The sequence below is a fragment of the Halochromatium glycolicum genome, from assembly GCF_016584085.1.
Lineage (GTDB): Bacteria > Pseudomonadota > Gammaproteobacteria > Chromatiales > Chromatiaceae > Lamprobacter > Lamprobacter glycolicus.
Window position 1 is genome coordinate 21380 of the sequence record NZ_NRSJ01000025.1, and the last position, 26080, is coordinate 47459.

At 64.5% G+C, this 26080-nt stretch carries 20 protein-coding genes; 11 read left to right on the top strand and 9 right to left on the bottom strand.

Annotated features, from left to right (window positions below; all coding sequences use genetic code 11):
- Nucleotides 1-33: 33 nt before the first annotated feature.
- Entirely contained in the window at nucleotides 34-1113 is a 1080-nt protein-coding gene (locus tag CKO40_RS13930; RefSeq protein ID WP_200346835.1) for a glycoside hydrolase family protein, read from the top strand.
- Here CKO40_RS13930 and CKO40_RS13935 read toward each other — a convergent pair.
- The 3 genes from CKO40_RS13935 to CKO40_RS13945 form a co-directional block, all read right to left on the bottom strand.
- Nucleotides 1058-3925 carry a UPF0182 family protein gene (locus CKO40_RS13935; RefSeq protein WP_200346836.1) on the bottom strand — a complete coding sequence of 956 codons (2868 nt, stop codon included), beginning with the start codon at nucleotides 3923-3925 and terminating at the stop codon, nucleotides 1058-1060. The genes CKO40_RS13930 and CKO40_RS13935 overlap by 56 nt on opposite strands.
- Before the next feature lie 29 nt (nucleotides 3926-3954).
- Complete coding sequence (locus CKO40_RS13940; protein WP_200346837.1) at nucleotides 3955-5697, bottom strand: fused MFS/spermidine synthase; 1743 nt, start codon at nucleotides 5695-5697, stop codon at nucleotides 3955-3957.
- Between the two features lie 153 nt (nucleotides 5698-5850).
- A complete protein-coding gene (locus CKO40_RS13945; protein WP_200346838.1) occupies nucleotides 5851-6600 on the bottom strand; it encodes a TSUP family transporter in 750 nt (249 codons plus the stop codon).
- A gap of 145 nt (nucleotides 6601-6745) precedes the next feature.
- On the opposite strand from CKO40_RS13945, the gene CKO40_RS13950 reads away from it, so the two are divergent.
- Nucleotides 6746-7480, top strand: coding sequence for an HAD hydrolase-like protein (locus tag CKO40_RS13950; RefSeq protein ID WP_200346839.1), 735 nt, complete (start codon nucleotides 6746-6748; stop codon nucleotides 7478-7480).
- 63 nt (nucleotides 7481-7543) lie between these two features.
- On the opposite strand, the gene lon is transcribed toward CKO40_RS13950, so the two are convergent.
- Both lon and rsmA read right to left on the bottom strand, forming a co-directional pair.
- Entirely contained in the window at nucleotides 7544-9937 is a 2394-nt protein-coding gene (gene lon / locus CKO40_RS13955) for an endopeptidase La (RefSeq protein WP_242477042.1), read from the bottom strand.
- A gap of 43 nt (nucleotides 9938-9980) precedes the next feature.
- Complete coding sequence (gene rsmA, locus CKO40_RS13960; RefSeq protein WP_200346841.1) at nucleotides 9981-10847, bottom strand: 16S rRNA (adenine(1518)-N(6)/adenine(1519)-N(6))-dimethyltransferase RsmA; 867 nt, start codon at nucleotides 10845-10847, stop codon at nucleotides 9981-9983.
- 368 nt (nucleotides 10848-11215) lie between these two features.
- Here rsmA and CKO40_RS13970 point away from each other — a divergent pair, with 368 nt between their 5' ends.
- The 3 genes from CKO40_RS13970 to CKO40_RS13980 all read left to right on the top strand — a co-directional run bounded on the left by CKO40_RS13970 (nucleotide 11216) and on the right by CKO40_RS13980 (nucleotide 12408).
- Nucleotides 11216-11497 (top strand): type II toxin-antitoxin system ParD family antitoxin, encoded by a 282-nt coding sequence (locus CKO40_RS13970; RefSeq protein WP_242477043.1) that lies wholly within the window; start codon nucleotides 11216-11218, stop codon nucleotides 11495-11497.
- Between the two features lie 41 nt (nucleotides 11498-11538).
- Nucleotides 11539-11778, top strand: a complete 240-nt coding sequence (locus CKO40_RS25370) for a type II toxin-antitoxin system RelE/ParE family toxin (RefSeq protein ID WP_420827382.1) — start codon at nucleotides 11539-11541, stop codon at nucleotides 11776-11778.
- A 240-nt stretch (nucleotides 11779-12018) separates the two neighbouring features.
- Nucleotides 12019-12408 (top strand): hypothetical protein, encoded by a 390-nt coding sequence (locus CKO40_RS13980; RefSeq protein WP_200346844.1) that lies wholly within the window; start codon nucleotides 12019-12021, stop codon nucleotides 12406-12408.
- A gap of 124 nt (nucleotides 12409-12532) precedes the next feature.
- On the opposite strand, the gene radA is transcribed toward CKO40_RS13980, so the two are convergent.
- The 4 genes from radA to CKO40_RS14000 all read right to left on the bottom strand — a co-directional run bounded on the left by radA (nucleotide 12533) and on the right by CKO40_RS14000 (nucleotide 18924).
- Nucleotides 12533-13939, bottom strand: a complete 1407-nt coding sequence (radA, locus tag CKO40_RS13985) for a DNA repair protein RadA (protein ID WP_200346845.1) — start codon at nucleotides 13937-13939, stop codon at nucleotides 12533-12535.
- Complete coding sequence (alr, locus tag CKO40_RS13990) at nucleotides 13936-15069, bottom strand: alanine racemase (RefSeq protein ID WP_200346846.1); 1134 nt, start codon at nucleotides 15067-15069, stop codon at nucleotides 13936-13938. The genes radA and alr overlap by 4 nt, the downstream gene beginning before the upstream one ends.
- The gene (locus tag CKO40_RS13995) at nucleotides 15066-17696 is read right to left on the bottom strand and encodes a replicative DNA helicase (RefSeq protein ID WP_200346873.1); all 2631 of its coding nucleotides are present in this window, start codon (nucleotides 17694-17696) and stop codon (nucleotides 15066-15068) included. The genes alr and CKO40_RS13995 overlap by 4 nt, the downstream gene beginning before the upstream one ends.
- Nucleotides 17697-18381: 685 nt before the next feature.
- Nucleotides 18382-18924: a glutathione peroxidase gene (locus CKO40_RS14000; RefSeq protein WP_200346847.1), complete on the bottom strand. Its 543-nt coding sequence runs from the start codon at nucleotides 18922-18924 to the stop codon at nucleotides 18382-18384.
- 261 nt (nucleotides 18925-19185) lie between these two features.
- On the opposite strand from CKO40_RS14000, the gene CKO40_RS14005 reads away from it, so the two are divergent.
- The 6 genes from CKO40_RS14005 (at nucleotide 19186) to CKO40_RS14030 (ending at nucleotide 26019) form a co-directional block, all read left to right on the top strand.
- Nucleotides 19186-19929 carry a ferredoxin--NADP reductase gene (locus CKO40_RS14005; RefSeq protein ID WP_200346848.1) on the top strand — a complete coding sequence of 248 codons (744 nt, stop codon included), beginning with the start codon at nucleotides 19186-19188 and terminating at the stop codon, nucleotides 19927-19929.
- A gap of 42 nt (nucleotides 19930-19971) precedes the next feature.
- Entirely contained in the window at nucleotides 19972-21534 is a 1563-nt protein-coding gene (locus CKO40_RS14010) for an ATP-dependent DNA ligase (protein ID WP_200346849.1), read from the top strand.
- Complete coding sequence (locus tag CKO40_RS14015; protein WP_200346850.1) at nucleotides 21531-23087, top strand: cryptochrome/photolyase family protein; 1557 nt, start codon at nucleotides 21531-21533, stop codon at nucleotides 23085-23087. Before CKO40_RS14010 ends, CKO40_RS14015 begins: the two co-directional genes overlap by 4 nt.
- Nucleotides 23088-23154: 67 nt before the next feature.
- Nucleotides 23155-24429 (top strand): protoporphyrinogen/coproporphyrinogen oxidase, encoded by a 1275-nt coding sequence (locus tag CKO40_RS14020; protein WP_200346851.1) that lies wholly within the window; start codon nucleotides 23155-23157, stop codon nucleotides 24427-24429.
- Nucleotides 24426-25181 (top strand): DUF429 domain-containing protein, encoded by a 756-nt coding sequence (locus CKO40_RS14025; RefSeq protein WP_200346852.1) that lies wholly within the window; start codon nucleotides 24426-24428, stop codon nucleotides 25179-25181. The genes CKO40_RS14020 and CKO40_RS14025 overlap by 4 nt, the downstream gene beginning before the upstream one ends.
- 10 nt (nucleotides 25182-25191) lie before the next feature.
- Nucleotides 25192-26019: a c-type cytochrome gene (locus CKO40_RS14030; RefSeq protein WP_200346853.1), complete on the top strand. Its 828-nt coding sequence runs from the start codon at nucleotides 25192-25194 to the stop codon at nucleotides 26017-26019.
- Nucleotides 26020-26080 lie beyond the last annotated feature (61 nt).

Here is a 26080-nt window from a genome sequence, read left to right on the forward strand (position 1 = left end):
CCGGTTTTTGATACAGATCAGCGAGGCTGCAGGATGACGACAACCGATCCGCATCACGCGCGGCATCCGGGATTGCTGCTCGGCCCCGGACCGAGCGGCCATTGGGACGACGAGCGCGTCTCGGGCCCCTGCGTCTTGCGCGAGCCCGACGGGCGCTGGCGCATGTGGTATTACGGCCGCGATCAGGGCTTCGACCCCGAGATCAACCTGCCGACCGGCCGCGTCGGGCTGGCCGAATCCGAGGATGGACTGCATTGGGAGCGGGTCTCGGGACCCTTGACCCAGGGGGCCGTGCTCGACGTGCATCCACACCCGGAGCGGTTCGATTCGACCCATCTCGGCTGCAGCCAGGTGGTGCGGCGCGACGGTCTCTATTGGATGTGGTATTTCGGCGGTGACCACAGCCGCTTTCGCATCGGACGCTTCGATGTCAAGGGGCTCAAGCTGCGCCCTGGCTGCGCGATCTCGCGCGACGGGGTGCATTGGCAGCGTCTGGACGGTCCGCATCAGGGCGCGCTGCTGGATTTCGGCGGCCACAGCGAGTTCGATGCCGCCACCTGTGGCTGGCCGCAGGTGGTGCAGGTCCGCACCGACCTCTGGCGGCTCTACTATCACAGCCTCGATCCGGCGCGGATGGTGTTCGGCGTCGGGCTGGCCGAATCAAGCGATGGCCTGCATTGGCACAAGCGCGGCCAGGTGCTTGGCCCCGGCGAGCCGGACGCCTTCGACGCGCTCGGCATCGGCACGCGCTGCGTGCTCCGGCACCAAGACCGCTGGCTGATGTTCTACGAGGGCGTCGCCGGCAATGGGCACTCGATCGGGCTGGCCGAATCCGAGGATGGCGTGCATTGGACGCGGCGGCCGGGGCCGGAACCGGACGGCTCGGTGTTCGCCCATGCGCCGAGCGGGTCCGGGGCCTGGGATGCGTTCGCGGTGGGCGCCCCCTGTGTCGTCGCGATGGATGATGGCTCCTGGCGGCTCTACTACGTCGGCAGCAACGAGACCGGCCTCGGCCACAGCGATGAGCTCAAGGCCAGGCAGCAGATCGGACTGGCGCTCAGCCAGGGCGCGGACCCGACCCGCTGGGCGCGTTGGGACGGCTCCCGCCGCTGAGCGCCTCAGCGGCGGTCGTTGCCGCTTCGCCCGATGCGGCAGCGTCTGCCTCGGTGCCCGAGTCGGGCTGCGGCGCCCGTTCCTGGACCCCCGGCGCCGCTCCTGCGCGCGCCCTGTCCCGGCGCTGCCGCTCGCGGAGCGCGGCGACCGCCTCTTCCAGCGAGGGCGCCATCGCCACCTTGCCGCGCTGACTGACGATCACCCGCTTGAGCTGAGGGATGGTCACACCCTGCGCGGCCTGCAGATAGACCGGCTGCACATAGGTGATGACCTCATCGAGCAGGATCAGGATCAGCTTGCCGCGCTCGATCTCGGCGCCGCCGCGTCCCCAGAGCGTGAATTGCTCAGCGATCGTGGAATCCTGCTCGATCAGCGCATCGATCTGCGACAGCCCCAGCACCAGCATCCCGGTGGGCAGGCTGTAGACGATGATGCGGCCATAGTTCTCCGCATCCGAGCTCACCACCGCAAAGGCGCGCATGTTGTCGCGTCCCTTGGGGTTCAGCGGCGCCAGCAGCAGGTGCTCGAAACGCGAGCGGTCGATCAGGTTCAGCGTGACGTAATAGGGCCAAAGCGTCTCGACGCTGTCTTCGCGCACAATGCGCGGAAACATCCAGCGGTCTTCCTGGGCATAGAAGACCGCCGGGTCCGTCTGATGATATTTGGCGTAGACCTGCATCTGGGTCGTGAACAGGTCCTGCGGGTAGCGGATATGCGCCCGCAAGGCCTCTGGAAACTGGTCCATCTCCTTGAGCAGGCCGGGATACATCCGCTGGTAGGCGCGTGCGATCGGGTCGCTCGGATCGGCGAGATAGTAGGTCATCTCCCCGGTGTAGGCATCGACCACGATCTTCACCGAGTTGCGGATATAGTTGAATTCCTTCGCGATCGGGCTTGCCATGCCATGATCGGGGTGGGCGCCGACATTGCGGTTCACCGGCTCGGCATAGGGATAGCGATCGGAGAGCGTATAGGCATCGAGGATCCAGTACAGGTGCTCCGGCGTCACCACCAGATAGGGATCATCGTCGAGTTCCAGGAACGGGGTGATCTGGCGAATGGTGCTCGGTACGTTGCGGCGGATGAGGATCTGGCTGTCGGCCTCGATGGCGGTGGTGAAGAACAGCCGGTAATCGCGGTAATGGAGCGCGAACACGGCGCGTCGGAACCAGCCATCGATCGGGATCGCGGTGTCGGCGCGATAATCGTCCTGCACCACGCCGGTGGCGCCGGGATAGGAGATCTCCCCGAGCGCATTGGGGGCGATCACATCATGGAGATCCTGCATGCCGTAATAGATGCCGGGCTCTTCGATCGTCAAGCCATGGTCGGAGCGCGGCGGCAGGTCCTTCAGGTACCATTCCATGGCCTCCTCGCCGACCTGGGCCGCGGGGGACATCACGGCGCCGTAGCCGTGGGTATAGCGGAACCAGCGATTGACCCAGTTCTGCGAGTCCTGCGGCAACTGCTCGAAATCCAGTTCCCGCGCGGCGAGGAAGACCTGCTGATACCGCCCGTCGATGGTATAGCGATCGGTGTTCACCGAGAGGAAGCTGTAATAGCTGCGGATCTCCTGCAGTTCGCGATAGACATCGATCAGCATCTCGCGATCCCACACCGGAACATTGCGCAGCGCGGCCGGATCGATGTCGTTGGGGTCGGCATCTTCGGCAGCTTCCGCCTCGATCGCCACCCGATAGGGGCGCATCTCGACCTCGTCCAAAGCGAACGAATCCAGGGTGGCGGCGATATTGTGCTCGATGTAGGGCTGTTGCCGTGCCAGCTCATCCGGCTCGACCAGATAGTCCTGGATCGTTTCGGGAAGGGCCTCCCAGTATCGCAGGCCGAGGGTTCCTGTCAGCAGCACTGCGAAGACCACTACGGCCGACAGCCCGCGCTTGCTGTTGAGATAGACAATGCTGCTGACGCCGAGGGCGAGCAGCATCAACATCGACGCCCAGATCAGCGGCAGCACGATCGTCATCTCGGTGTAGCCGGGCCCGAAGAAGAGCGGAGTATGGCGATCGCCATAGAGCAGCATGTAGCGCTGGAACAGCAATTCCGTGATGCCGACAGCGAACATCAGTGCAACGATCATGCTGAGGTGCCGCCTGGCGCCGGCTGCGATATTCAGGCCGCGCTTCTTGAGCTCCTGGTGCTGCAGGTAATAGATCAGGCCGAGGATCACCAGCAGCACGGCCAGCGCAAAGAACACCTCTAGCAGGATGTCACGAAAGAGCGGTAATGCGAACAGATAAAAGCTGATGTCCTGACCATAGACCGGATCAACGACCCCGGCCTCTGGAGCGAAGAGGAACAACAACGTCTCTTCCCACTGAGAATACAGCGGATAGGCGAGCACGATCGCCAACAGCAGGGACACCAGGATCGCCAGCTTGTGCAGCCCAAGGATGAGCCAATTCAGCGGGCTGAGGCGGTCGCGCTGCCGCTCGCTTTGGGTAGTCAGCACCAGCGCATTCTTCGGTGTCGCGCGCTTCCTTTTGCGTCGCAGTCGCAGCCGCAGCAGGAGCTTGGCCGGGCCGAGCCGTTTGGCCCGCATATAGCGCGCCGCAATGCGGAAATTAGAATAGAAGAAGAGGAAGAACAGCGCGGTGAAGACGGCGAACACGACATAGCTGTAGAGCAGTCGTTGCCAGAAATAGAACCCTAGGTCGAGTGACTGGTACCACCAGATGTCGACAACCACATCGGCATACACCAGTGCACTGATCGGCAATGCGATCAAGACCAACAGCGGGATGGCGACGAGCGAGATCAGCTTGACCCGGCGCCAGGGATGCTTGCTTGCCATCAGTAAACTCTCGCTGGTTCAGTGCGCACTCAGCCGTCCTGACCGATCAGCAGATCGGCGATCAGCCGCTCGACCGGCGCGTAGTCATCGGTCAGCACCGGCAGCCGTTCAGGATCGCTACCATAGCCGAGGATCGCCTCGGTCATCCGGCTCCAGGCCCGCGGCGGGCCGGTACGGGCGGTCACGGTCTTCGGTAGGCGTTGCCCATTGCTGGCGGTGACGACGAAGGTCACACGCGGGTCCTTGGGCACACCCTCCATCCAGAGGTCGACCGCGCGAAATTCGGTCGCCAGGGTCTTGGCGATGCTCTTGATCAGGCGCGGGTCCGGGAAGGCGTCGACCACGTTCATGACGTAGAGTCCATCGGGCCTCAGCCGCGATTTGACCAAGGCCGCGAACTCGCGGGTAACCAGATGCTGTGGGATCGCGACATCGTGGAAGACGTCGCCGACGATCACATCGAAGCGCAGCGGGGCGCGATCCGATGCCCGGTCGGATGCCCGGTCGGATGCCCGGCTGGGCGCTCCGTCAGGCGCCGGATCAGGTGCTCGGTCAAGTGTCCGATTATGCGCGCGATCGGGTGTCCGGCCAGGTGCCTGGTCGGCGGCTCGGTCAGATGCCCGACCCGACGAGGGATCAGCGAACCGCTCAGTGAACACGCGGCCTGCATCGCGCAACGCGAGGCGGGCATCGCGATGGACGATGTGCAGCGCGGACGGGTCGAGGAACAGGCGCTCCTCGGCCAGCCGCGTCACCCGCGGGTCGAGCTCGGCGACCAGGATCTCGGAGCTCGGGCTCAGCACCCCGAGCGCGCGCGGCAGGCTATAGGCACCACCGCCGGCGAAGAACCAGCGCAGGCCGGCGTCATAGTCCTCCCCAAAGTGGGCATAGGCCAGCTCATCGATCGCATGGACATAGGGGGCGATCAGCAATGCCGGGTCTTGGCGATGGTTGATGCCGTGGAGCAGATGATCCAACACCAGCCCGCGCGCCTCGCCGAACGGTGCCAGCGGGGACTGATCGACGACCCGCATGCAGAAATAGCGGCTCTCGCGATCGCAGCTCGCAGCCAGCGCCGAGCGCAACCCGAGGCCGGCCGCGAGCAGGGTCGCTGCCGCGAGCACCCACCAGCGCCAGCGCGCGATCCCGCGCAGGAACGGCAGCCCGAGCGCGAGCAACAGCAGGCCTGAGACCAAGACGACGAGGCGCGAGCCCAGGAACTGCACGAGCAGCCAGCCGGCAGCAAAGGTGCCGAGGATGCTGCCGATCGCCGCGAGCGCGTGCATCCGCCCGACCACATGGCCAGCGCGCGGATCGAGCCGCAGCGCCAGGGTCGTCAGCAACGGGGTAACGACGCCGATCAGCGCGGCCGGTATGAAGAACAGACCGGCCGCGAACGCGAAGCTTGCGCCCAGCAGACTCACCCCGGCGCCTTGCAAGGCGGCACCGAGCGGATCGATCACGAGCAAGGCGAGGATGCAATAGAGGCCCGCGGCGCCGAGCACGAGACCCGCGCTGCCTGCGCCGGCGCCGCGATCGGCCCAGCGTCCGCCGAGCCAGTTGCCGAGCGACAGCCCAGCGAGGATGACGCCGATGATCGCGGTCCAGGTGTAGAGCGAGACGCCGACGTAGGGCGCCGCGAGCCGGCCGGCAACGATCTCGAGCACCAGCAGCAGCCCCGAGCTCAGGAAGACCGTGGCGCCGTAGCCGATCAGCAGCAGCCGGCGGTGTCGATCGGCGGACGGGGTAGTTGTGAACAGGGTTGAGCGCATCGATTGATTTCGGCAGGATCAAGGCTGAATTGTCGCCGTTGGCCTGATGGCAGACGAGCCAGAGCGATCATGACCCAAACAGCGCCTTACGACCAGGACGTGATCGCCTGGGCCAACGAACCCGACTGGAAACCGGGTGAATGACCAACGGGTTCAGCCACTCAGCAGCAGCTTCAACGAGACCGCGATCGACGCGATCACCAAGACCGGCCGGACCAGCCGCGCGCCGTGCCGGAGCACCAGATGCGCCCCCAGCCAGCCGCCGATGAGCTGCCCGACTGCCATCACCAGCGCCAACGCCCAGACGATATGGCCGCCAGCGAGGAAGAAGAGCAGGGCGGCGAGGTTGCTGGTGAAGTTCAGCAGCTTCGCATGCGCGGTCGCGCGCCGCATTCCGAAGCCGAGCAGGGCGACATAGCCCATCGCGAAGAAGGTCCCGGTTCCGGGCCCGAAGAAGCCATCGTAGAAACCGACGCCAAATCCAACGGTCAGTGCATAGGCAGGAACGCGGATACGCTGGTGCGAATCGAGGTCAGAGACCCGCGGCGAGACCAGAAAGTACAGCGCGAAGCCGATCAGCAGGATCGGCACCAACTGCTCGAGCAGCTCGGTGCTGAGATGTTGAACCGATAGGGCACCAAGCGCCGCGCCGACGAAGGTGCAAACGACCGTGAACACGACCGGGCGCAGCGCGATGGCACCCTGACGCACGAAGTGAGCGGTCGCCGCGAACGAGCCCCAGACCGCCTGCGCCTTGTTGGTCGCGAGCGCACCGACCGGCGGCAGCCCAGCCCAAAGCAAGGCCGGTACCGTGATCAGGCCACCACCGCCGGCGATGGCATCGATCAGGCCGGCGGCGAGCGCGAGCGTGAACATGAGCGGAGCGATCTCGAGGACTTCCATCGGCGGGGTCTCGGGGCGGAGGGCCTTTTTCTGGTTGCATCTCGGTCGTTGCGCTGAGACCGGTTCCGCCTGACCGTCAGCCGCAAGACGTCGAAAGCGACAGGCTCAGTGTCGAGGGGAGCGGCATGTCCGAGGGTGAGTACGAATGGCGATTTTCAGGTCGAGCAAGGCGAACGACGCGGAGCGCAGAGGACCAGACTGGGTCCAACCCCAGCTGATCGTGTTCGATTTCGACGGCACCCTTGCCGATAGCTTCCCCTGGTTTGCGGCCGAGCTCAATGCGGTTGCCCGTGACTGGGGCTTCCGTCAGGTGACGGACGAGGAGGCGGCGCGGCTGCGGCGCCTGAGCGCCGACGCGATCTTTCGCCAGCTGCAGGTGCCGCGTTGGAAGATCCCCTGGATCGCACGCGACCTGCGCCGTCGGATGACCCGCGACATCGCTCGAATCGCGCTCTTCGAGGGAATTGCGCCGCTGCTCAGTCGGCTCGCGGCGAGCGATCGGCGCGTCGCGATCATCAGCTCGAACGCGCGTGAAAACATCCGCGCCGTGCTAGGCCCCGAGCTTTGTGCCGGCATCGATGCCTTCGAATGCGGGGCCGCGCTCAACGGCAAGGCGCAACGCCTCAAACGTCTGAGCCGGCGCACCGGCGTCCCGACCGCCGCGATGATCTATATCGGTGACGAGGTCCGCGATATCGAGGCCGCCCGCCGCGCGGGTGCCACCGCCGGCGCCGTGGCCTGGGGCTACAATTGCGAATCCGTGTTATGCGCACGGGCCCCGGATCGGCTGTTTCAAGCCGTCACCGAGCTCAGCGAGCAGCTCTTGGGAGAACCCGTTCCCGATCAACCCACCGAGGGCGGCGACGCGGCTCGCCGCTGAGTCGAGACAAGCCAGCGACAAGCTCGTCCGGCGCGCGTTTGAAGCGCGCGGTCGCATCGGCGATCACTGGAACAGCAGTTCGACCACCTCCTCGAAGCGGCTGACGAAGTGGACCTTCAGGCCCTTCTTGACGTGGTCGGGCACCTCGTCGAACTCGCCGCGGTTGTCCTCGGGAAGCAGGATCTCCTTGATCCCGGCGCGACGCGAGGCGATCAGCTTCTCGCGCACGCCGCCGATCGGGAACACCTCGCCGGTCAGGGTCAGCTCGCCGGTCATCGCGATGCGCCGGGCCGGTTCGTTCCGCGCCAGCGAGAGCAGGGCGGAGGCCATCGTGATGCCGGCCGAGGGGCCGTCCTTCGGTGTTGCGCCGGCCGGCACATGCAGATGGATGAATGCCTTCTCGAAGAAGCTGGCGTCGGTGCCGAATTCGGCGGCGTGACTGACGACATAGCCGTAGGCGATATCGGCCGATTCCTTCATCACGTCGCCGAGCTGACCGGTCAGCTTGAAGCCGCGGCTGTACTCGTGCGTGCGCACCGCCTCGATCGATAAGGTCGCGCCGCCCATCGCAGTCCAGGCGAGCCCAGTGACGACACCGGGGCCGGAGAGCTTGCGCTCGTCGCGGAACACCGGACTGCCGAGATAATCCTTGAGCTCGTCGGCGCCGACGTCGACCGGCGTCTCGGCGCCCTCGAGCATCTTCACCGCGACCTTGCGCACGATCTTGCCGATCTGCTTCTCAAGCCGGCGCACGCCGGCATCGCGCGCATAACCCTCGATCAGTGCGCGCAGGGTCTTGGTCTTGAGCTTGACCGTGTTCTTCGGCAGCCCGGCGCGTTCGATCTGGCGTGGCAATAGGTATTTCTTCGCGATCGCGAGCTTCTCATCGGCGATGTAGCCGGCGAGCTGGATCACCTCCATGCGATCGAGCAGCGGGCCGGGGATGCTGTCGGTCTGGTTGGCGGTGCAGACGAACAAGACCTTCGAGAGATCGAAGCGTAGGTCGAGATAGTGGTCGAGGAAATCGACGTTCTGCTCCGGGTCGAGCACCTCGAGCAGGGCCGAGGCCGGATCGCCATGATAGCTAGCGCCGATCTTGTCGATCTCATCGAGCATGATCACCGGGTTCGCGGTGCCGGCATCCTTGACCGCCTGCAGGAACTTGCCGGGCATCGCGCCGATGTAGGTGCGGCGGTGGCCCTTGATCTCGGCCTCGTCGCGGATGCCGCCCACCGAGAAGCGGTAGAAACGCCGGCCGAGGGTATCGGCGATCGAGCGCCCGATCGAGGTCTTGCCGACACCGGGCGGGCCGACCAGCAGGATGATCGAGCCGGCGATCTCGCTCTTGTGAATCCCGACCGCCAAGAACTCGAGGATGCGCTGCTTGACGTCGTCGAGCCCGTAGTGGTCGCGGTCGAGCACGCGGCGCGCGCGCTTGAGATCGAGCTTGTCCTTGGAGTGCTGGCCCCAGGGCAAGAGCGTGATCCAGTCCAGATAGTTGCGCGTGACCGAGTACTCGGGTGAGCCGGTCTCGAGCATCGCGAGCTTCTCCATCTCCTCGTCGACGCGCTTCTGCGCCTCCTCGGTCAGCGTCAGCTTCGCGAGGCGCTCCTTGAACTTGTCCACCTCGGCGGTGCGGTCGTCCTTGGCGATGCCGAGCTCCTTTTGGATCGCCTTCAGCTGCTCCTTGAGGAAGAACTCGCGCTGCTGCTTCTGCATTCGTTCCTCGACCGACTGCCTGATCGAGTGCTGTGCCTTGGCCAGCTCGAGCTCGTTGTTGAGCAGCACCAGCACCTTCTCCATCCGTTTCATCAACGGCACGGCCTCGAGCACCTCCTGCAACTGCTCCTTGCTCGAGGTGGTCAGGCTGGCGGCGAAGTCGGCCAGATGCGACGGATCATCCGGGCCGAAGCGGTCGAGGAACATGCGCAGTTCCTCGACATAGAGTGGATTCAGCGGCAGCAGCTCCTTGATGGTGTTGATCACGGCCATCGCGTAGGCCTTGATCTGGTCCTCCGGCTCGGGAGACGGTTCCGGCATGTACTCCACGCGCGCTGAGAATGGCCGCTTACGGTTGGCGAAGGACTCGATCCGAAAACGCTGCAGGCATTCCACCAGGACCTGGAGCTTGCCTTCCTCGCTGTGCACGCGATGGACACGACAAGCGGTTCCGACGTCTTCGAAATCGCCGGTCTTGGCCTCTTCTGAGGTCTCGCTCGCGACCAGCACGACGCCCAGCACCTTGTGCTCGGTCTCGCCGACCGCCTTCATCGTCGGCAGCCAGTGCTCGGCATCCATCAAGAGCGGCACCGCCTGCCCAGGGAAGAACGGCCGCGAGGCGACTGGCAGCAGATGGATCAACGACGGCAGGACATCACGCGCGCGGGCCAGTTTGATCTCGTCATCCTGAGTGGACGCGTCATCCGGATTCTGGGGCTCGGAAACCTCGTCGTTCATCATCTGCTCCTCATCAGTCTTGGCGTCAAAACGCTTTCTAACCTCAGGGTATTTCCTGCCCAATGCAAGCGGTCGAGGCATTCGCAAGGCTGGCGAAGTCGGCGATCGAAAGTCTCTCGGCGCGCGTGCCGGGGTCGGTCCCGACGGCGGCCATCTGATCCGCGGTCATCAGGTTGGACAGGCTGTTGCGCAGCGTCTTACGGCGTTGCCCAAAGGCTGCCGCCACGATCTGTGCATGCCAGATGGGATCGACGATCGGGTAGGGCAGCGGGCGGTGAGGGCGAAGCCGAACAACGGCCGAGCTGACCTTCGGGGCCGGCCGAAAGGCACCTGGCGCGACAGTGAAAAGACGCTCGGCGCTACAATAACTCTGCACCATGACCGAGAGCCGGCCGTAGACCCTGGTGCCAGGCGCCGCCACGATCCGATCGACGACCTCCTTCTGTAACATGAGATGCATATCCTCGATGCAGTCCGCTTGCTCCAGGAACCGGAACAGCAATGGTGTCGAGATGTTGTACGGCAGGTTACCGACGAGGCGCAGCTTCGATTCGGACGGAGGCGACTGCAACGAGCAAAGATCGAAGGTTAGGGCATCCACATTGTGGATGCGAAAACCTGAGCCCTGACCGGCGGATGCGATGGCTGCTTCTGCAGACGGATCGAGGTCGAGATCGTTATCGCTCCCAAACCGCCTAGTGAGTGGCCCAATCAGATCCCGGTCGATCTCGATGGCATCAAGCCTATCGGCCAACGCGGACAATCCATCGGTCAGCGCTCCTTGCCCTGGACCGATCTCGACGAGATGTTGATTTGGCTGAACTGCAATTGCGTTGAGGATACGGTGGATAACGCTGGGATCATGGAGGAAGTTCTGGCCGAAGCGCTTGCGGGGATGATGTTCAGTCACGGCGCGAGGTACCAGCGAGGTACCAGTAGGAAAGCCAGCATGCTAGCACGACCATGCTGAGCGCTCAGTGGACCGAGATGGTTTATTTTACATAATATACATTATGCGCAATTCAGGAAGGGGGTCAGGATGGCCAGAACCCGCGTCCTGACTGGCCGTGACGCGTCTTCGTGTTTCCCGACCAAGAAGATGCTGAGCGCCGTCGACGAGCTGGGCGGCACCCAGCCTGGCTGCGATTCTTCGCCGACCATCCGCTGGCCCTGGGGAGCCTCGACCAGATGGGCGCGCTGCCCGAGAACGTCCTGTGCATCGCCGTTCCCACGGGCGTACATCGCCGACCGTATGATATGTTCATACGTATGAACACTATGGAACGCATCACCATCACCCTCACACCCGAGATGGCCCAGACCGTGCGCGGCGCCGTCGAGGCGGGCGAGTACGCTTCCAGCAGCGAGATCATCCGCGAGGCCCTGCGCGACTGGCGTCACAAGCGCGCGCTGCAAGCGCAAGAGCTCGCCGACCTGCTTGCCGCGGTCCAGGAGGGCCTCGACGACATCGAGGCCGGGCGCGTGCGCGACTTCGACGCCGAGCGCATCATTCGACGGGGAGAAGAGCGATTGCAGAGCCGCGCCGCCGGCTCCGACTGACCGAGAGCGCCGAGCAGGACCTTACCGAGATCTGGAGCTTCATCGCCGCCGATAACCGCACGGCGGCATCGAAGCTGGTCCGGGAGATCGAGGCGCGCTTCGAGACCGTCCGGGACCGTCCCGAGATCGGTTCGCGCCGAGATCGACTGGCCGCAGGCCTGCGCATCCACTTCCATCGCGACTACGCGCTGTACTACCGCTTCACCGACATCGAGGTCATCATCGTGCGCGTCATGCACGGTGCTCGCGACGCGCGGGCGCTGCGGTTCGGCGAGCCATGACCTGCGGTCTGCCGCCGGCACCCGTCAGCTCGCGGTGCTGACGACCGCGAGCAGGTTCCCGACACCAGCGGCGCAGACCGTCGATATCGAGCCCTACGCCTCTCCGGTTGGAACGCCGAAATCTGCAGCGGGTCGCAGAATTCGATTGAACCTGCTCTCTGCCCCCCGTTTTTCGCGGCTTGGCACTCGGAACCGGCTCGTTCTTGCCGATATACCAAGCAAGGCAAGAGGAGCACGGCAATGTACGACGAGCAACTGCAGACCCAAGTCTTCGATCACGAGTCCCCGATCACCGAGCGCGAGCGCCGGTTGCGTGGCGCCCTCAACGAGCTGACGCTGCGCAATGAGAATCGCCGCTATGCCAGCACTGCGGGTATCAGCCAATGCAACCGCGGTCTCGGCTTTCGCCCCGGCTATCTCAACCGCGCCACCGGCGAGCTCTCGCTGTCGCGTTTTGGCGACGGCCGCGCGGCGCCCATCCACCTTCTCGATGGGCTTCCCGAGTCCTGGGTCGAGCAGCGTGATGAGCACGGGCATGTCACCGCGATCGACCCGGACGTGGTCTCTGGGTTTATTCGCGACGGCCGCTTCTACACCCGCGAGCAAGCCGCACGCGCAACGGCCCACTGACGTAGAAGGAGTTCTAACGCGCTTCCAGCTCGGAGCGCCGCACCGGATCAGCCCGTCGATGCTCGATGACGTGGCGCTGGGGCTTGGCGGGCTGGTCTAGGCGCGCTCAGAACGGCTTGCAGTCCTACAGCGCATCCACGGCCTCGCGCAAGCTCAGGACTGCGCGGATCTGCAAGCCCTCCACGCCGCCCTTGGGGACGTTGCCTTTCGGCACGATAGCCTGCTTGAAGCCATGCTTGGCGGCCTCGCGCAGCCGGTCCGGGCCGCTCGCGACCGGCCGGATCTCACCGGCGAGCCCGACCTCGCCGAACACCGCCAGATCGACCGGCAACGCCCGATCACGATGGCTCGAGAGCACGGCCAGCAGCACCGCCAGATCGGCCGCGGTCTCGGTGACGCGCACGCCGCCGACGACATTGACGAAGACATCCTGATCGAACATCGCGATGCCGCCATGGCGATGCAGCACCGCGAGCAGCATTGCCAGGCGGTTCTGCTCCAGACCCACCGCCAGCCGGCGTGGATTGGCGAGCGGGCTCTGGTCGACCAGCGCCTGCACCTCGACCAGCATCGGTCGCGTTCCCTCGCGCGTCACCAGCACGATCGAGCCCGGTGCAGCCTCGCTATGCCGTGACAGGAAGATCGCCGACGGGTTCGAGACCTGGCGCAGGCCGCGGTCGGTCATCGCGAACACACCGAGCTCGTTGACCGCGCCGAAGCGGTTCTTGACCGCGCGCACCAGACGATGCGCGTTGCCGGCCTCGCCCTCGAAATAGAGCACGGTGTCGACCATGTGCTCGAGCACGCGCGGCCCGGCCAGCGCGCCCTCCTTGGTCACATGGCCGACCAGGAACACGGTGGTGTCGGTGAGCTTGGCGTAGCGCACCAGCTGGGCGGCGGTCTCGCGCACCTGCGAGACCGAGCCCGGCGCCGAGGTCAGCGCCTCGGTGAATAGGGTCTGGATCGAGTCGATCACCAGCACCCGCGGCGTCTCGGCCGCCGCCGTGGCGAGGATCTGCTCGATGCAGGTCTCAGCGACGAGATTGAGCTTGCCGGGCGCAAGGCCGAGCCGCTGGGCGCGCAGGCTCACCTGCTCTGGCGATTCCTCGCCGGTGACGTAGAGCACCGCGCCGCGCGCGGCCGCGAACTCTGGGCTGGCATCGATCGCGGCGCTGGCCTGCAGCAGCAGGGTCGATTTGCCGATGCCGGGGTCACCGCCGATCAGCACCACCGAGCCCTGCACCAGCCCGCCGCCGAGCACGCGGTCGAGCTCGGCGATGCCGCAGGAGCGGCGCACCTCGTGCTCGGGCGCGACCTCGGCGAGACGATGCACGGTCGCGGCCTCGGCCTGCGCCGCAGCACCGGCGTACCCCGCAGCGCCCGTCCGCGACGCCGTCTTCGGCGGCTGCACGACCTGCTCGATGCTGTTCCAGGCACCACAATCGGCACAGCGGCCGCTCCATTTCGGCGACTGTCCGCCGCAGTTGTTGCAGACGTAGAGGGTCCGGCCCTTCTTCGCGGTCTGGCTCAAGCGCCCCCCTCCTGTTCATGCGCCCGTTCAGTCGTCTGGCCGCGCTGGTGAACAACCCGCACGCGCGGCGACAACCGGCACAAGAGCTCATAGTTGATGGTGCCGACCTGGGCAGCGACCTCCTCTACCGCAAGCCCTTGGCCCCAGAGGGTCACCGGATCGCCGACGGCCGCGTCCGGTATGTTGCGCAGATCGATGCTGATCATGTCCATCGAGACGCGACCGATCAACGCTGCGCGTCGGTCGCGCACGAGCACCGGCGTGCCGGTCGGCGCATGGCGCGGATAGCCATCGCCATAGCCGATCGCGACCACGCCGACCGGCATCGCTTCGGGACAATGATAGGTGCTACCGTAGCCCACTGGCGTGCCGCGTGCGAGCTGACGCACCGCGATCAGCTGGCTCGATAGGGTCATCACTGGCTGCAGCCCGAGACCTTCAGCAGACCGGCCAAGCAGCGGCGAGCCCCCGTAGAGCATGATACCTGGGCGAACCCAATCGGTACGAGCAGCCGGGTGGGCAAGCATACCAGCCGAGTTGCCGATCGACAGCGGCAGCCCGAACCGATCTGCGAGCGCCCTCGCCTGCTCACACTGCCGCTCGGTCATCGGGAGCGATGGATCATCGGCATTCGCAAGATGGGTCATCAAACCGGCCAGTTCGAGCGCCGATCCGAGCCGCTGCAGTTGCCGGATCAACACCTCGACCTGCTCCGGCAGTAGGCCGAGCCGGCCCATGCCGGTATCCACCTTGATCCAAACCCGCAACGGGCGCGGATGGGAATGGGCACTGAGCTGGGCGTCGATCAACTCGGCTTGCCATTGGGAATGGATGACAAGCTCCAATCCCATCGAAAAAGCGCTGCTCAGCTCCGCAGCGTCCATGATCCCTTCCATGACCAGGATCGGCTTATCGATGCCGAGCACACCCAGGCCAAGCGCCTCCTGCACCCTGGCGACCGCGTAGCCATCGGCGTTCTGCAGCGCCTGTGCACAGTGACCGATCCCATGACCATAGGCATCGGCCTTGATCACGGCCCAGATGCGGCTGCCCGGTGCGGCGCGGCGGCAGATCGCGAGGTTGGCGCGCAGGGCATCGAGGTCGATACGCGCCCAAGGCCCGGGCTTCATTGGTAATCGAGGTCGCCGTAGAGGTCGTCGGCGAGGTTCTCGAACTTCGTGTACTGACCGAGGAAGGCGAGCTTCACAGTGCCGATCGGGCCATTGCGCTGCTTGCCGATGATGATCTCGGCGACGCCCTTGTCAGGGCTGTCCTCATTGTAGACCTCGTCGCGATAGATGAACACGATCACGTCTGCATCCTGTTCAATCGCGCCCGAGTTATGACTCACGATCCCATCAGCCAGCCAAGAAGCTGGTCCCGGGACCGTCAAATCATAGACATCTTCTTCGCCGTCGGGCTCGACGGCAACCACCGTGTCCCAAAACAAGCCGCTATTCGCTGTGACGCGCAATTCATCGTCGCCAAGCAAAGCAGCGTAGCTCATCAGGGTCTTGCGCGATGGCGAAAATCGAAAATGGGCTGAGCCGCCATAAGAAGTACCGCGCAAACTTGCCATTTGTCGCTGTGAGATCCCCCGCGCCTGCATCGATTGGCGGACCTGCGCGAACACTTCATCCGGAAGTGTGTCGACATTCGGGTTTGCCAAAACCCCTTCGAGACGTAACCGCAACGCACTAGCAGCAGCCTGACGAGGTCCAAAGGCTCCGATTTCATCCAAGAAAAGACGCTGAGCCGTGACGCCTCGGACCCAAACCATGTAGGTCGTGCGGTATTGAGCCATGTCGACCGATTGAATCTTGGCAACGATACCGAAACGCAGCAACAGTGCCGCCACATCCTCGGCCAAGCCGCGGCTATTGGTGCTCAAGTGAATCGCGTGGCTGCCACGCTGACCTGGTTTACGAACCGAAATCGTGCCATCGGTGGCCCAAAGATGCTGGAGAAAAAGTGCAATCTGACGCAGATCGAGACCGAAGATTGCTTGGGGGATACGCTTTTCGTACGATCGCTGGCCAAATACGCCAAGCCCACGCAGCCACCTATTTACACCGGCCGGATGCCAACGGTTTCCATTCCCACTGAAAACCAACTGATGCCAGGCGCCCCGTCCTTGATACCTATTGACACGGACACCGAAATTGGATGCGCAGTCGCTTACGATGCGGCTATTGTCCTCTGACGCCGTGGTGTATCGCAATGGCTGTCCGCTGAGGTAGCTGCCGTCACCAATCAGGTGCGCAAGCAAAATCACTTGGTGGTCGGGCCAAGCCTCGATCGCTGCTTGGCTCGCGAGCGCGCGCGCGATCGCGAGCCGATCGCCTTGAGCGATTGTCTCCACTGTTTTCCAGCCACGACCGGTTAGCAGACGATGCTGCGCGGTCGCCCGGAGACACCGGCCGCTCGCCAGCTTGATCGAGAATACCGGCTTGCGCCCCGTATACCAGACCTGCTCCGCTCTCGCGGTGACGAGCTGGTGGTTGTCATCCACAGCAATCACGTCAGGCGTGGAGCCCACAAGTTCCGCGATGGGTAGCCAGCGTCCATCAGCGAGAATGACACGGGTTTCGCCCGTTACGCACTCACGCAGATCCGACATCACCGGACGCTTGTTCGGACGCTGCTCGAGACTGCGGTTGAGCTGCGACAGGGCGACGACCGGCACATTGAGCTCCTTTGCCAACGATTTCAGCGAGCGCGAGATCGTCGAGATCTCGGTGGCGCGGTTCTCGCCCTCTTGCGGCGCCTGCATCAGCTGCAGGTAATCGACTACGATCAGCGCGAGCTCCTTCTCCTCGCGCTTGAGGTCGCGCTGCAGTCGGCGCACCCGGGCGCGCAGATCGGTCGGCGACAGCGCCGGCGTGTCGTCGATGTAGATCGGTGCCTGGGACAACATGGTGACTGCCGAGGTCAGTCGTGGCCAGTCCTCTTCGCTCAACTTGCCGGTGCGCACCCGATGCTGGTCGATCTGCCCGAGCGACGACATCATGCGCATCGCCAACGCATCGCCGGGCATCTCCATGCTGAAGACGGCCACGCCCTTGCTCGTCTTGATCGCAGCATTCTCAGCTAAGTTCATAGCAAAGCTCGTTTTTCCCATCGACGGCCTACCCGCGCAGATGATCAAATCCGACGGCTGCAGGCCCGAGGTCTTCATGTCGAAATCGATGAAGCCGGTGGGCAGGCCGGTGATGGGCTCATCGCGGTGATAGAGCTCATCGATCTTGTTGACCGCGATGGTCAGCAGGTCCTCGATCGACTTGAAGCCGCCCCCGCGGGTGAGCTGCTCGGCGATCTCGAACACCTTGGCCTCGGCGGCGTCGAGGATCTCGGCCTCGCTGCGGCCCTTGGTGTCGAACGCGAGATCGGCGATGCCGGTGCCGGCACGCACGAGCTGCCGCAGCACCGAGTTGAAGCGCACGATGCGCGCGTAATGTGCGGCATTGGCGGCCGAGGCGGTGTTCCGGTCGATCTCGGCGAGGTAGGCCATGCCGCCGACATCATCGAGCAGCTTGCGCTTCTCGAGGGCCTCCGAGAGCGTGATCACATCGAACGGCTGGTCCTGCTCGGCGAGGATCGCCACCGCGCGAAAGATCAGCTGATGCTCTTGGCGATAGAAGTCACCCTCACGCACCCGGTCCGCAACCTGCTCCCAGACGCTGTTCTCGAGCATCAGCGCGCCGAGCAGCGACTGCTCGGCCTGCAGGTTGTGCGGCGGTACCCGCATCCCCGGCATCGCGTCGGCGAGCTCCGAGACGGCGTCCGTCGGCGAATGAGGAAGCTCAGCGCCGAAGTCCTCGGGCAGGGCCGGTGGCGGGTCCTCGCCCAACCCGGTTTCAGGCTGTTCGCTGTGCGCTTCAGAATTCGAACGATGATCGGGCAACGCGGCTTCCTCACTCGGCGACGACTCAGACAGACGTCATTGTCGCGGTTGGCCCGCTCCCGGGCAAACCAGGTGCGGACCCCGCTCCCGACGTGCGGCGGACCGGCTCCGGCCGCACGGCGAGTCGGCTTTCACTAGTGCGCTTACCGTGAAATAACGCCTGTGAGCGTTTCATTCTCAGGGGTGGCGCGCTGGCGCGCCGCCATGAACGTTAACCGAGGCTTGCTCAGAGTTTGCTTAGGCTGCGGCTGTCACATTCGCCGGGCCTCCCAAGGCGACCCTATTCACTCGAGTTTTCAGCCATTTCGGTGGCTCATTGATTGCGCCGATTGCTCCCAGCTGGAGCACTTGTTGTCGAGCGGGACTTTTGTTCACTCGGCAAGGCTTGCCTTGGATGGCATGCATTGAAGACAGGTGTTGCGCTGCGAAAGCAACACTTGGAATGATCGGAATCAATGGCTTGTGCCAACTTCGAGAGCCAGTTTCTGAAGACGCTCACGCTAGTGTCCAGCTAGCGTCTGCCGTATCAGCCGGAGGATCAGAGTAGTTTTTCAATCGCTTTCAGGAACTTCTTGCTCTGTGGTGAAGTAATGCTCGAGTAGTAGTCAACCACGTTTCCTTCACGGTCTATCAGATACTTGTAGAAGTTCCATTTCGGGTAGGCTCCAGTCTGCTCGGCAAGGTACTGATATAGCGGAGCAGCCTGCCCTTTCTTCACGTGGATCTTCTCGAACATCGGGAATTGAATCGAGTAGGTCAGCCGGCAGAACTTCTGGATCTGCTCCTCCGAGCCGGGCTCCTGATTGCCGAAGTCGTTGGACGGGAAGCCTAAGACCACCAGGCCGCGATCCTTGTACCGGTCGTACAACGCCTCGAGGCCGTCGTACTGGCCAGTAAAGCCGCATTTGCTGGCGGTATTGACCATTAACACGACCTTGCCTTGGTAGGCATCACAGAGCCGAACAGTCTCATCGCCGGCCAACCGGCGGAGCTCGAAATCGAGCGCGGGAGCGCAAGCGGCGGCAGCAGGATCAGCCATCGTCATTCCTCCGATCAAGGTGAGCAGCGCCAGATGTCGCATCGTAGGACCTCATCGCGGTTGTGCAAATCATCGACAGGCCCAAGATGGGTGGACGCGATGGAAACACAACTTGCGGTCGTCGTAATTGTCTTCGATCGCACAGCAAGGCCGGATCTGGGAAGGCAGCGGGGCTTCAGATCCCGCTCGATCCTACCGTATCAAGTCGCCGAGCAGACATGAACATTCTCTGGACATGGTTTGAAACTGCGCTTCCGAGGCCAACTAACCGGGATTCCAGATGCAGACAGAGGTAATAGTCGAATGGCTGATTGGATCGAAGGCCGGATAACCGGGAAGCGGCATTGGTCTCAGGCGCTCTACAGCTTACAGATCGATGCGCCACTCCCCTCGTTCCGAGCGGGACAGTACATCAAGGTCGCGCTCGACCTCGACGGCGAGCGCGTCGGTCGACCCTACTCGCTCGTCAATGCCCCTCACGAGAGCCCGCTCGAGATCTATTTCAACGAGATCCCGGAAGGTCCACTGACGCCGAAGCTCTCCGACCTTGAGGTTGGTGATCGGGTCTGGGTCTCGGCCAAGGCAAGCGGCGTCTTCACGATGGATAACGTCGTCTCCCGGCGCCACCTTTGGATGTTAGCGACAGGCACCGCGCTTGGCGTCTACCTCTCGATGCTCAAGACCATGGAGCCTTGGGAGCGTTTCGAGCGCATCATCCTCGTGCACGGCGCCCGCAATACCGGCGAGCTCGCCTACGGCGAGACCATCGCCGAGCTGCAGGCCGCGCATGAGGAGAGTTTTACCTTCATCACTGCCCTGACCCGCGATTCGAGCGAAACAGCGCTACAGGGCCGCATCACCAACCTCCTCGAGAACGGTGTGCTCGAGGACACCGCCGGCGCCAAGATCACCGCCGACGACAGCCACCTGATGTTGTGCGGGAACTCGGAGATGATCAAGGACGTCCGCGCCTGGCTGGAGGCCCACGGATTGCACCGCCACAGACGGCTCGAGCCGGGCCACTACACAACCGAGCAATACCACTGACCTGAGCGGGCAGACGTTGGACCCATCCGTGCCGAGTCGACGATGACCGCGCTTCGGGAGCTGGCCGAGGCGTCGCGAGAGCTGGGCGCACTGCATGGTCGGCGACAGAAGATCGAGCGCATCGCGGCCCTGCTGCGCGCTTGCTCCGATGCAGAGGCCGCGACAGTTGCGCGCTGGATGACGGGCGAGCCTGCCCAAGCCAGGCTCGGGGTTGGGCCGGCCCAGGTCCATACCGCCTGCACCACGCAGCCGGCATCAAGCCCTCGGCTTACGGTGGACGATGTCGCCGCCTGGTTCCAGGAGATCGGGGCAATCAAAGGAGGCGGCAGCAAGGCGGCTCGGGCCGATCGACTCGCCCGCCTCTTCGCGGCCGCCACGGAACAGGAGCAGCAGTTTCTCGCGCACCTGCTGCTTGGCGAGCTGCGTCAGGGCGCTCTCTTGGGCCTGGTGATCGAGGCGATCGCCTCGGCGTTCGTGCTTCCGCTTGGCAGCATTCAGCGAGCGCACATGCTCACCGGCGAGGTCGGTGAGGTCGCGGCCGTCGCCCGTACACAGGGTCGCGCCGGTGTCGATGCGCTCGAGCTGCGGTTGTTTCACCCGGTCCAACCGATGCTGGCTCAGCCGGCGGAGGATCTCGGCGCGGCAATCGCGACGCTCGGCGAGCCGCTGCTCGAGTACAAACTGGACGGCGCTCGGGTCCAGGTCCACAAGCAGGAGACCGAGGTCCGCGTCTTCAGCCGCCAGGGGAACGAGGTGACCGAAGCAGTCCCGGATATCGTCGAACCAGTCCGGCGACTACCAGTCTCCGACCTGGTGCTCGACGGCGAGGCCCTCGCGTTTGGGGACGACGGTACACCGCGGCCGTTTCAGACCAGCATGCGGCGCTTCGGCCGACGCAGTGACGACGCTGCCCTCCGCGCCCAGCTGCCACTGCAAAGCTTCTATTTCGACTGCCTGCGCCTGAATGGGGAGACCCTGATCGACGCCGATACGCTGAGCCGTCAAGCGGCGCTGCGCGATGTGGTCCCGGCGAGCCTGCGAATGCCCTCGCTTCGCACCACCTCGGCTTCAGAGGCCAAGGCCTTTCTCGAGCAGGCCCTCGCCGCCGGACATGAAGGATTGATGGCCAAGGCCCCGCAAGCGCCCTATGCCGCCGGCGGTCGCGGCAGCCACTGGCTCAAGATCAAGCAGGTCCAGACGTTGGACCTCGTGGTCCTGGCTGCCGAATGGGGCAGCGGCCGACGGCAGGGATGGCTTTCCAACCTCCACCTGGGCGCGCGCAGCAATGGCGGCTTCGTGATGCTCGGTAAGACCTTCAAGGGACTGACCCACCAGCTCCTGACCTGGCAGACCGAGCAGTTGCTCGCCCGCGAGATCGCCCGCGACGGGATCATCGTCCAGGTCCGACCCGAGCTCGTCGTCGAGATCGCGTTCAACGAGCTCCAGCGCAGCCGTCAGTATCCGGCCGGGCTCGCCCTGCGCTTCGCCCGCGTGCGGCGCTACCGCGATGACAAGCCGGCCGCCGAGGCCGACGACATCGAGACGGTCTCTGCCCTCTTTGCCCGTCAGGTCGCCTACCGCGACGTCCTCAGCGATCACCGATGAGCGACACGAACGCGATGACGCGGGTCCGTAGGCTAAGCATCGTGCTCGGCGACCAGCTCAACGAGGACAACCCGGCGCTCAGACAATTGGACCCGAGCCTGGACCTGATCTGGCTCTGCGAGGCGTCTGAGGAGGCAACCAAGGTGCCCTCGCACAAGGCACGCATCGTGCTTTTCCTCTCGGCAATGCGCCACTTTGCCGAACGCCTGCGAGCACGCGGCCTCCCGGTGCGCTACCTGGCGCTGGATCAGCACCCCTACAGCAGCCTCGCCGCGGCACTGAGCGCTGATCTGCAGCGCCTGAAGCCGCAGTCGGCCCGGATCACGCATCCCGGCGAGCACCGGCTGCTCATCGCGCTACGCGATGCCTGTGCGACGCAGCACGTGCCAGTCGAGGTGCTCGATGATGACCACTTCCTCTGCTCGACCGCCGACTTCGAGCGTTGGGCCCGAGGCCGCAAGACCATCCGGCAGGAGCACTTCTATCGCTGGATGCGCAAGCGCGAACAGGTGCTGATGAGCGGCGCCGCGCCGATCGGAGGCGCCTGGAACTTCGACAAATCCAACCGCAGCTCATTCGGGAAGCAGGGACCGGGACGGTTGCCTGAGCCGGTTGGCTTCCCGCCGGATGAGACCACGCAGGCCGTGATCGATCTCGTCTCGGAACGCTTTCCCGAGGCCCCAGGCGATCTGAGTCGGTTCGATTGGCCCGTCACCAGCGAGCAGGCCGCAACGGCGCTCGAGGATTTCCTTGCCAATCGGCTGCCGGCGTTCGGCGCCTATCAGGACGCGATGTGGACCGAGCAGCCGTTCCTCTATCATGCCCGGCTGTCGGCGGCATTGAATCTGAAGCTGCTCGATCCGCGAGCCCTGATCGATGCGGCGGTTGCTGCTCATACCGAGCGACGCGCCCCGCTGGAGTCGGTGGAAGGATTCGTCCGGCAGGTGCTCGGCTGGCGTGAATACGTGCGCGGCCTCTACTGGCGGGAGATGCCCGGCTATCTGGAGCGTAATGCCCTCAGGGCACAACAGCCGCTGCCGGCGTTCTACTGGGATGGCGAGACCGATGCGGCATGCCTGCGCGCCGCCATCGGCCAAGTCATCGAATACGGCTATGGCCACCATATCCAGCGCCTGATGGTGACCGGACTGTTCGCGCTACTGCTGGGTGTGCAGCCGCGAGCTGTGCACCAATGGTATCTGGCGATGTTCGTCGACGCTGTGGAATGGGTCGAAGCGCCGAACACACTCGGTATGAGCCAGTTCGCCGATGGTGGGCTGCTGGCGTCCAAGCCCTATGTTGCCAGTGGCGCCTACATCCAGCGCATGAGCAACTACTGTAGGCACTGCCGCTTCGACCCGAAGCAGTCAACCGGCGACCGCGCCTGCCCGTTCACGACCCTATTCTGGGATTTCCTCGCCGCGCATCGCGATCGCTTCGCGCAGCACCCCCGTACGGCGCTGATGTGGCGGAACCTCGAGCGGCTCGATCAGGCCGAATTGGCCGCGATCCGGGCTCAGGCGGGCGCGCTGCGCGAGTCCCTGCTGGCTTGACCCATGGGCCTGGGCATACGCAATCAAACGGGTCCGTGCCAACCGGCCTCCGCACTTGGAGAAAGAGATGAACCACGACGTGATCGTGATCGGCGCAGGCCTCAGCGGGCTCGCTTGCGCCATTGCACTGCAGCGCGCCGGGATCAGCAGTCTGATCCTCGAGGCCGGTGATCGGATCGGGGGGCGCATTGCCACCGATCAGGTCGACGGCTTCCTGCTCGATCGCGGCTTCCAGGTACTGCAGACCTGGTATCCCGAGGCCGAACGCCAGCTCGACTATGCTGCACTCGATCTGCGCCCCTTCTATCCCGGCGCCCAGGTCCGCATCGGTGACAGGTTCCACCGCGTCAGCGACATCTGGCGCCACCCCACCCGCTTGCCCGAGATGCTGCTGTCGCCGGTCGGCTCAATGGCCGACAAGGTACGCCTGCTGCGTCTGCGGCAGCGCGCGCTGCAGGGTGACCTGAAGGCACTCTATGCGCGTCCCGAGACCACAGCGCTTGCCCATCTCAAGCAACTGGGCTTTTCGGAGCGCATCATCGAGCGCTTCTTCAAGCCGTTCTTCGCCGGTGTCTTCTTCGAGCCGGAGCTGGCTGTCTCCAGCCGTGCCTTCGAGTTCGTGTTTCGCGCCTTCGCCCTCGGCGATACCGCCTTGCCGGCCCAGGGTATCGCGCAGATCCCGCTGCAGCTGGCCGCTCAGCTGCCGTCCGATAGCCTCGAGCTCCGGCAGCCCGTGGAACGATTGGAGGCATCCGGGGTGGTGTTGCGTGGCGGCGAGCACCATGCCGCCAAGGCCGTCGTGGTCGCAACCGATGGGCCGGCAGCCGCGCGTCTGCTCGGTCGCGAGCCACCTGAGACACGTGCTACCACCTGCTTCTATTTCAGTGCCGATGCGCCGCCGATCAGCGGGCCCTACCTGGTGCTGGACGGCAACCGAGAACGACCGATCAACAGCTTGCTGTGTCCGAGCAACCTGTCATCCGCCTACGCACCGCCGGAGCAACACCTGATCACGGTGAACTGTTTCGGGTACGCCCATGATCCGGATACGCTCGAGCGGGCGGTGCGGCGCCAACTGCGGCAGTGGTTCGGCGCATCGGTCGACGCCTGGAAACGGCTAGCGGTCTATCGCATCGCCGATGCATTGCCGGTGCAGGCCCCGCCCGTCAGCGCACCGACGGAGGGCGCCAGCGGCACGAGCCAACCTGTGTCGGACCATGTCTGGCTCTGCGGCGAGCTCAGTGCGCCGCCCTCGATCCACTGGGCATTGGGTAGCGGCCGCCGTACCGGCGAGGCCGTTGCTGCTTGGCTGGGGCACTCATTGGGGCACGCATCCGATTGACCCAACAAGACGGCGCGCTGAGCCCGCAAGCACTGGGCATCGACGGCTGCAGGGGCGGCTGGGTCTGGATCGGCAATCAGGACGAGCGCTGGTGCGGCGGGGTTGTCGGTCGGCTCGAGCAGCTCCGCCCGCTGCTCGCGGAAGCGCGCTTGACCCTGATCGACATGCCGATCGGTCTGCTCGATGGCGGCCGCTCCGAGCGCCCGTGCGACCGCGAGGCACGCGCGCTCCTCGGACGCCCGCGCGCCAGCAGCGTGTTTCGACCGCCATGCCGTGCGACACTGGCGGTCGCAGACCAAGGCTATTCGCGGGCCTGCGAGGTCAATCGTGAGGCGACTGGCGTGGCGCTCTCGCAGCAGACCTTCAACATCCTGCCGAAGATGCAGGAGGTCGATGCGCTGTTGCAGCACCATCCCGGGCTGCGCGAGCAGGTCCGCGAGAGCCACCCGGAGGTCTGTCTCTGGTGGCTGAATGGCCGACAACCGATGCGCTTCAATAAGCGCGCCAGCGCCGGAGAGCGCGAGCGACGCCAAGTGCTCCGAACCCATAGCAGACAGCTCGAGGCGACCGTCGACCGGATGATGACAGAGTACCTTCGCCGGGAGCTGGCGCTCGATGATGCCATCGATGCCGCTGTCCTCGCGTTCGCAGCCCGCCGGATTCTGCAATGCGGCACCGCTGGATCGCTGCCGAGGCAGGCTCCCACCGACAGTCTGGGGCTGCCAATGGCCATCCTGCTGCCGCCCGGCTGATCTGTGCCTAATGAGGAATCTCATTGCCGGGCGCACGGTTGCAGTGCCTAGGGCAATCGCCTATGTTAGGCGCGCTGAAAACAACGACGAGCGCGCGGCCCTGATCCGTCGCGATGCTCGAGCCCTTCGCGCAAGGCGAAGTTCCAACAAAGAGAGAATGGAGCAAGTTTCGATGTCGCTGTCGCGTTCGCTTCTCGCCGCGCTTTTTGCGGCTACCGTCGCGCTCGGATTATCGCTTTCTAGCCAGGCCCGTGATGACTACGAGGCTCGTAACGAGGCGCTGGACGACTACGAGCCAGACCTCGAGGCTGGGGAAGTGATGTTCCGCCAGTGTGCGCTCTGCCATGGCAAACACGGTCAAGGTATCCTCGGCGGTAAGTATCCGCGCATTGCCGGCCTCCCCGAGTACTACCTGATGAACGCGTTACGCGATTATCAAACCGGCAAGCGCGGCTATGACGCGATGCTGGTCGTCGGCGGGCTCAAGACATACGACGACCGCGACCTGATGGACCTGGCCGGTTACATCGCGGACATCGAAATCGACCTCGACGTACCCGGGCCCGAGGAAGGCAGCGCCCGTTCCGGGCGGCGTCTCTACAAATACGATTGCAAGACCTGCCATGGACGCAAGGCGGAAGGCAAATCGCGCAAGGACTCACCGCCACTGCGTGGCCAATACCATGAGTATCTTGAGCGTCAGATCCAGCTCTTCATCAACAAGGAACGCATCCACGCCGATGATCCCGAGGACAAGACCTTCGTCGCTTACGAGCCCGACGAGCTGACCGATATCCTCGCCTACATCGCCTCGCTCGACGATAAAGACGACGACTAATACGAACGAAGACCGGCGAGCCTAGGCCCGATCGCTGCGGGTCTCGCACAGGTCATTGCCA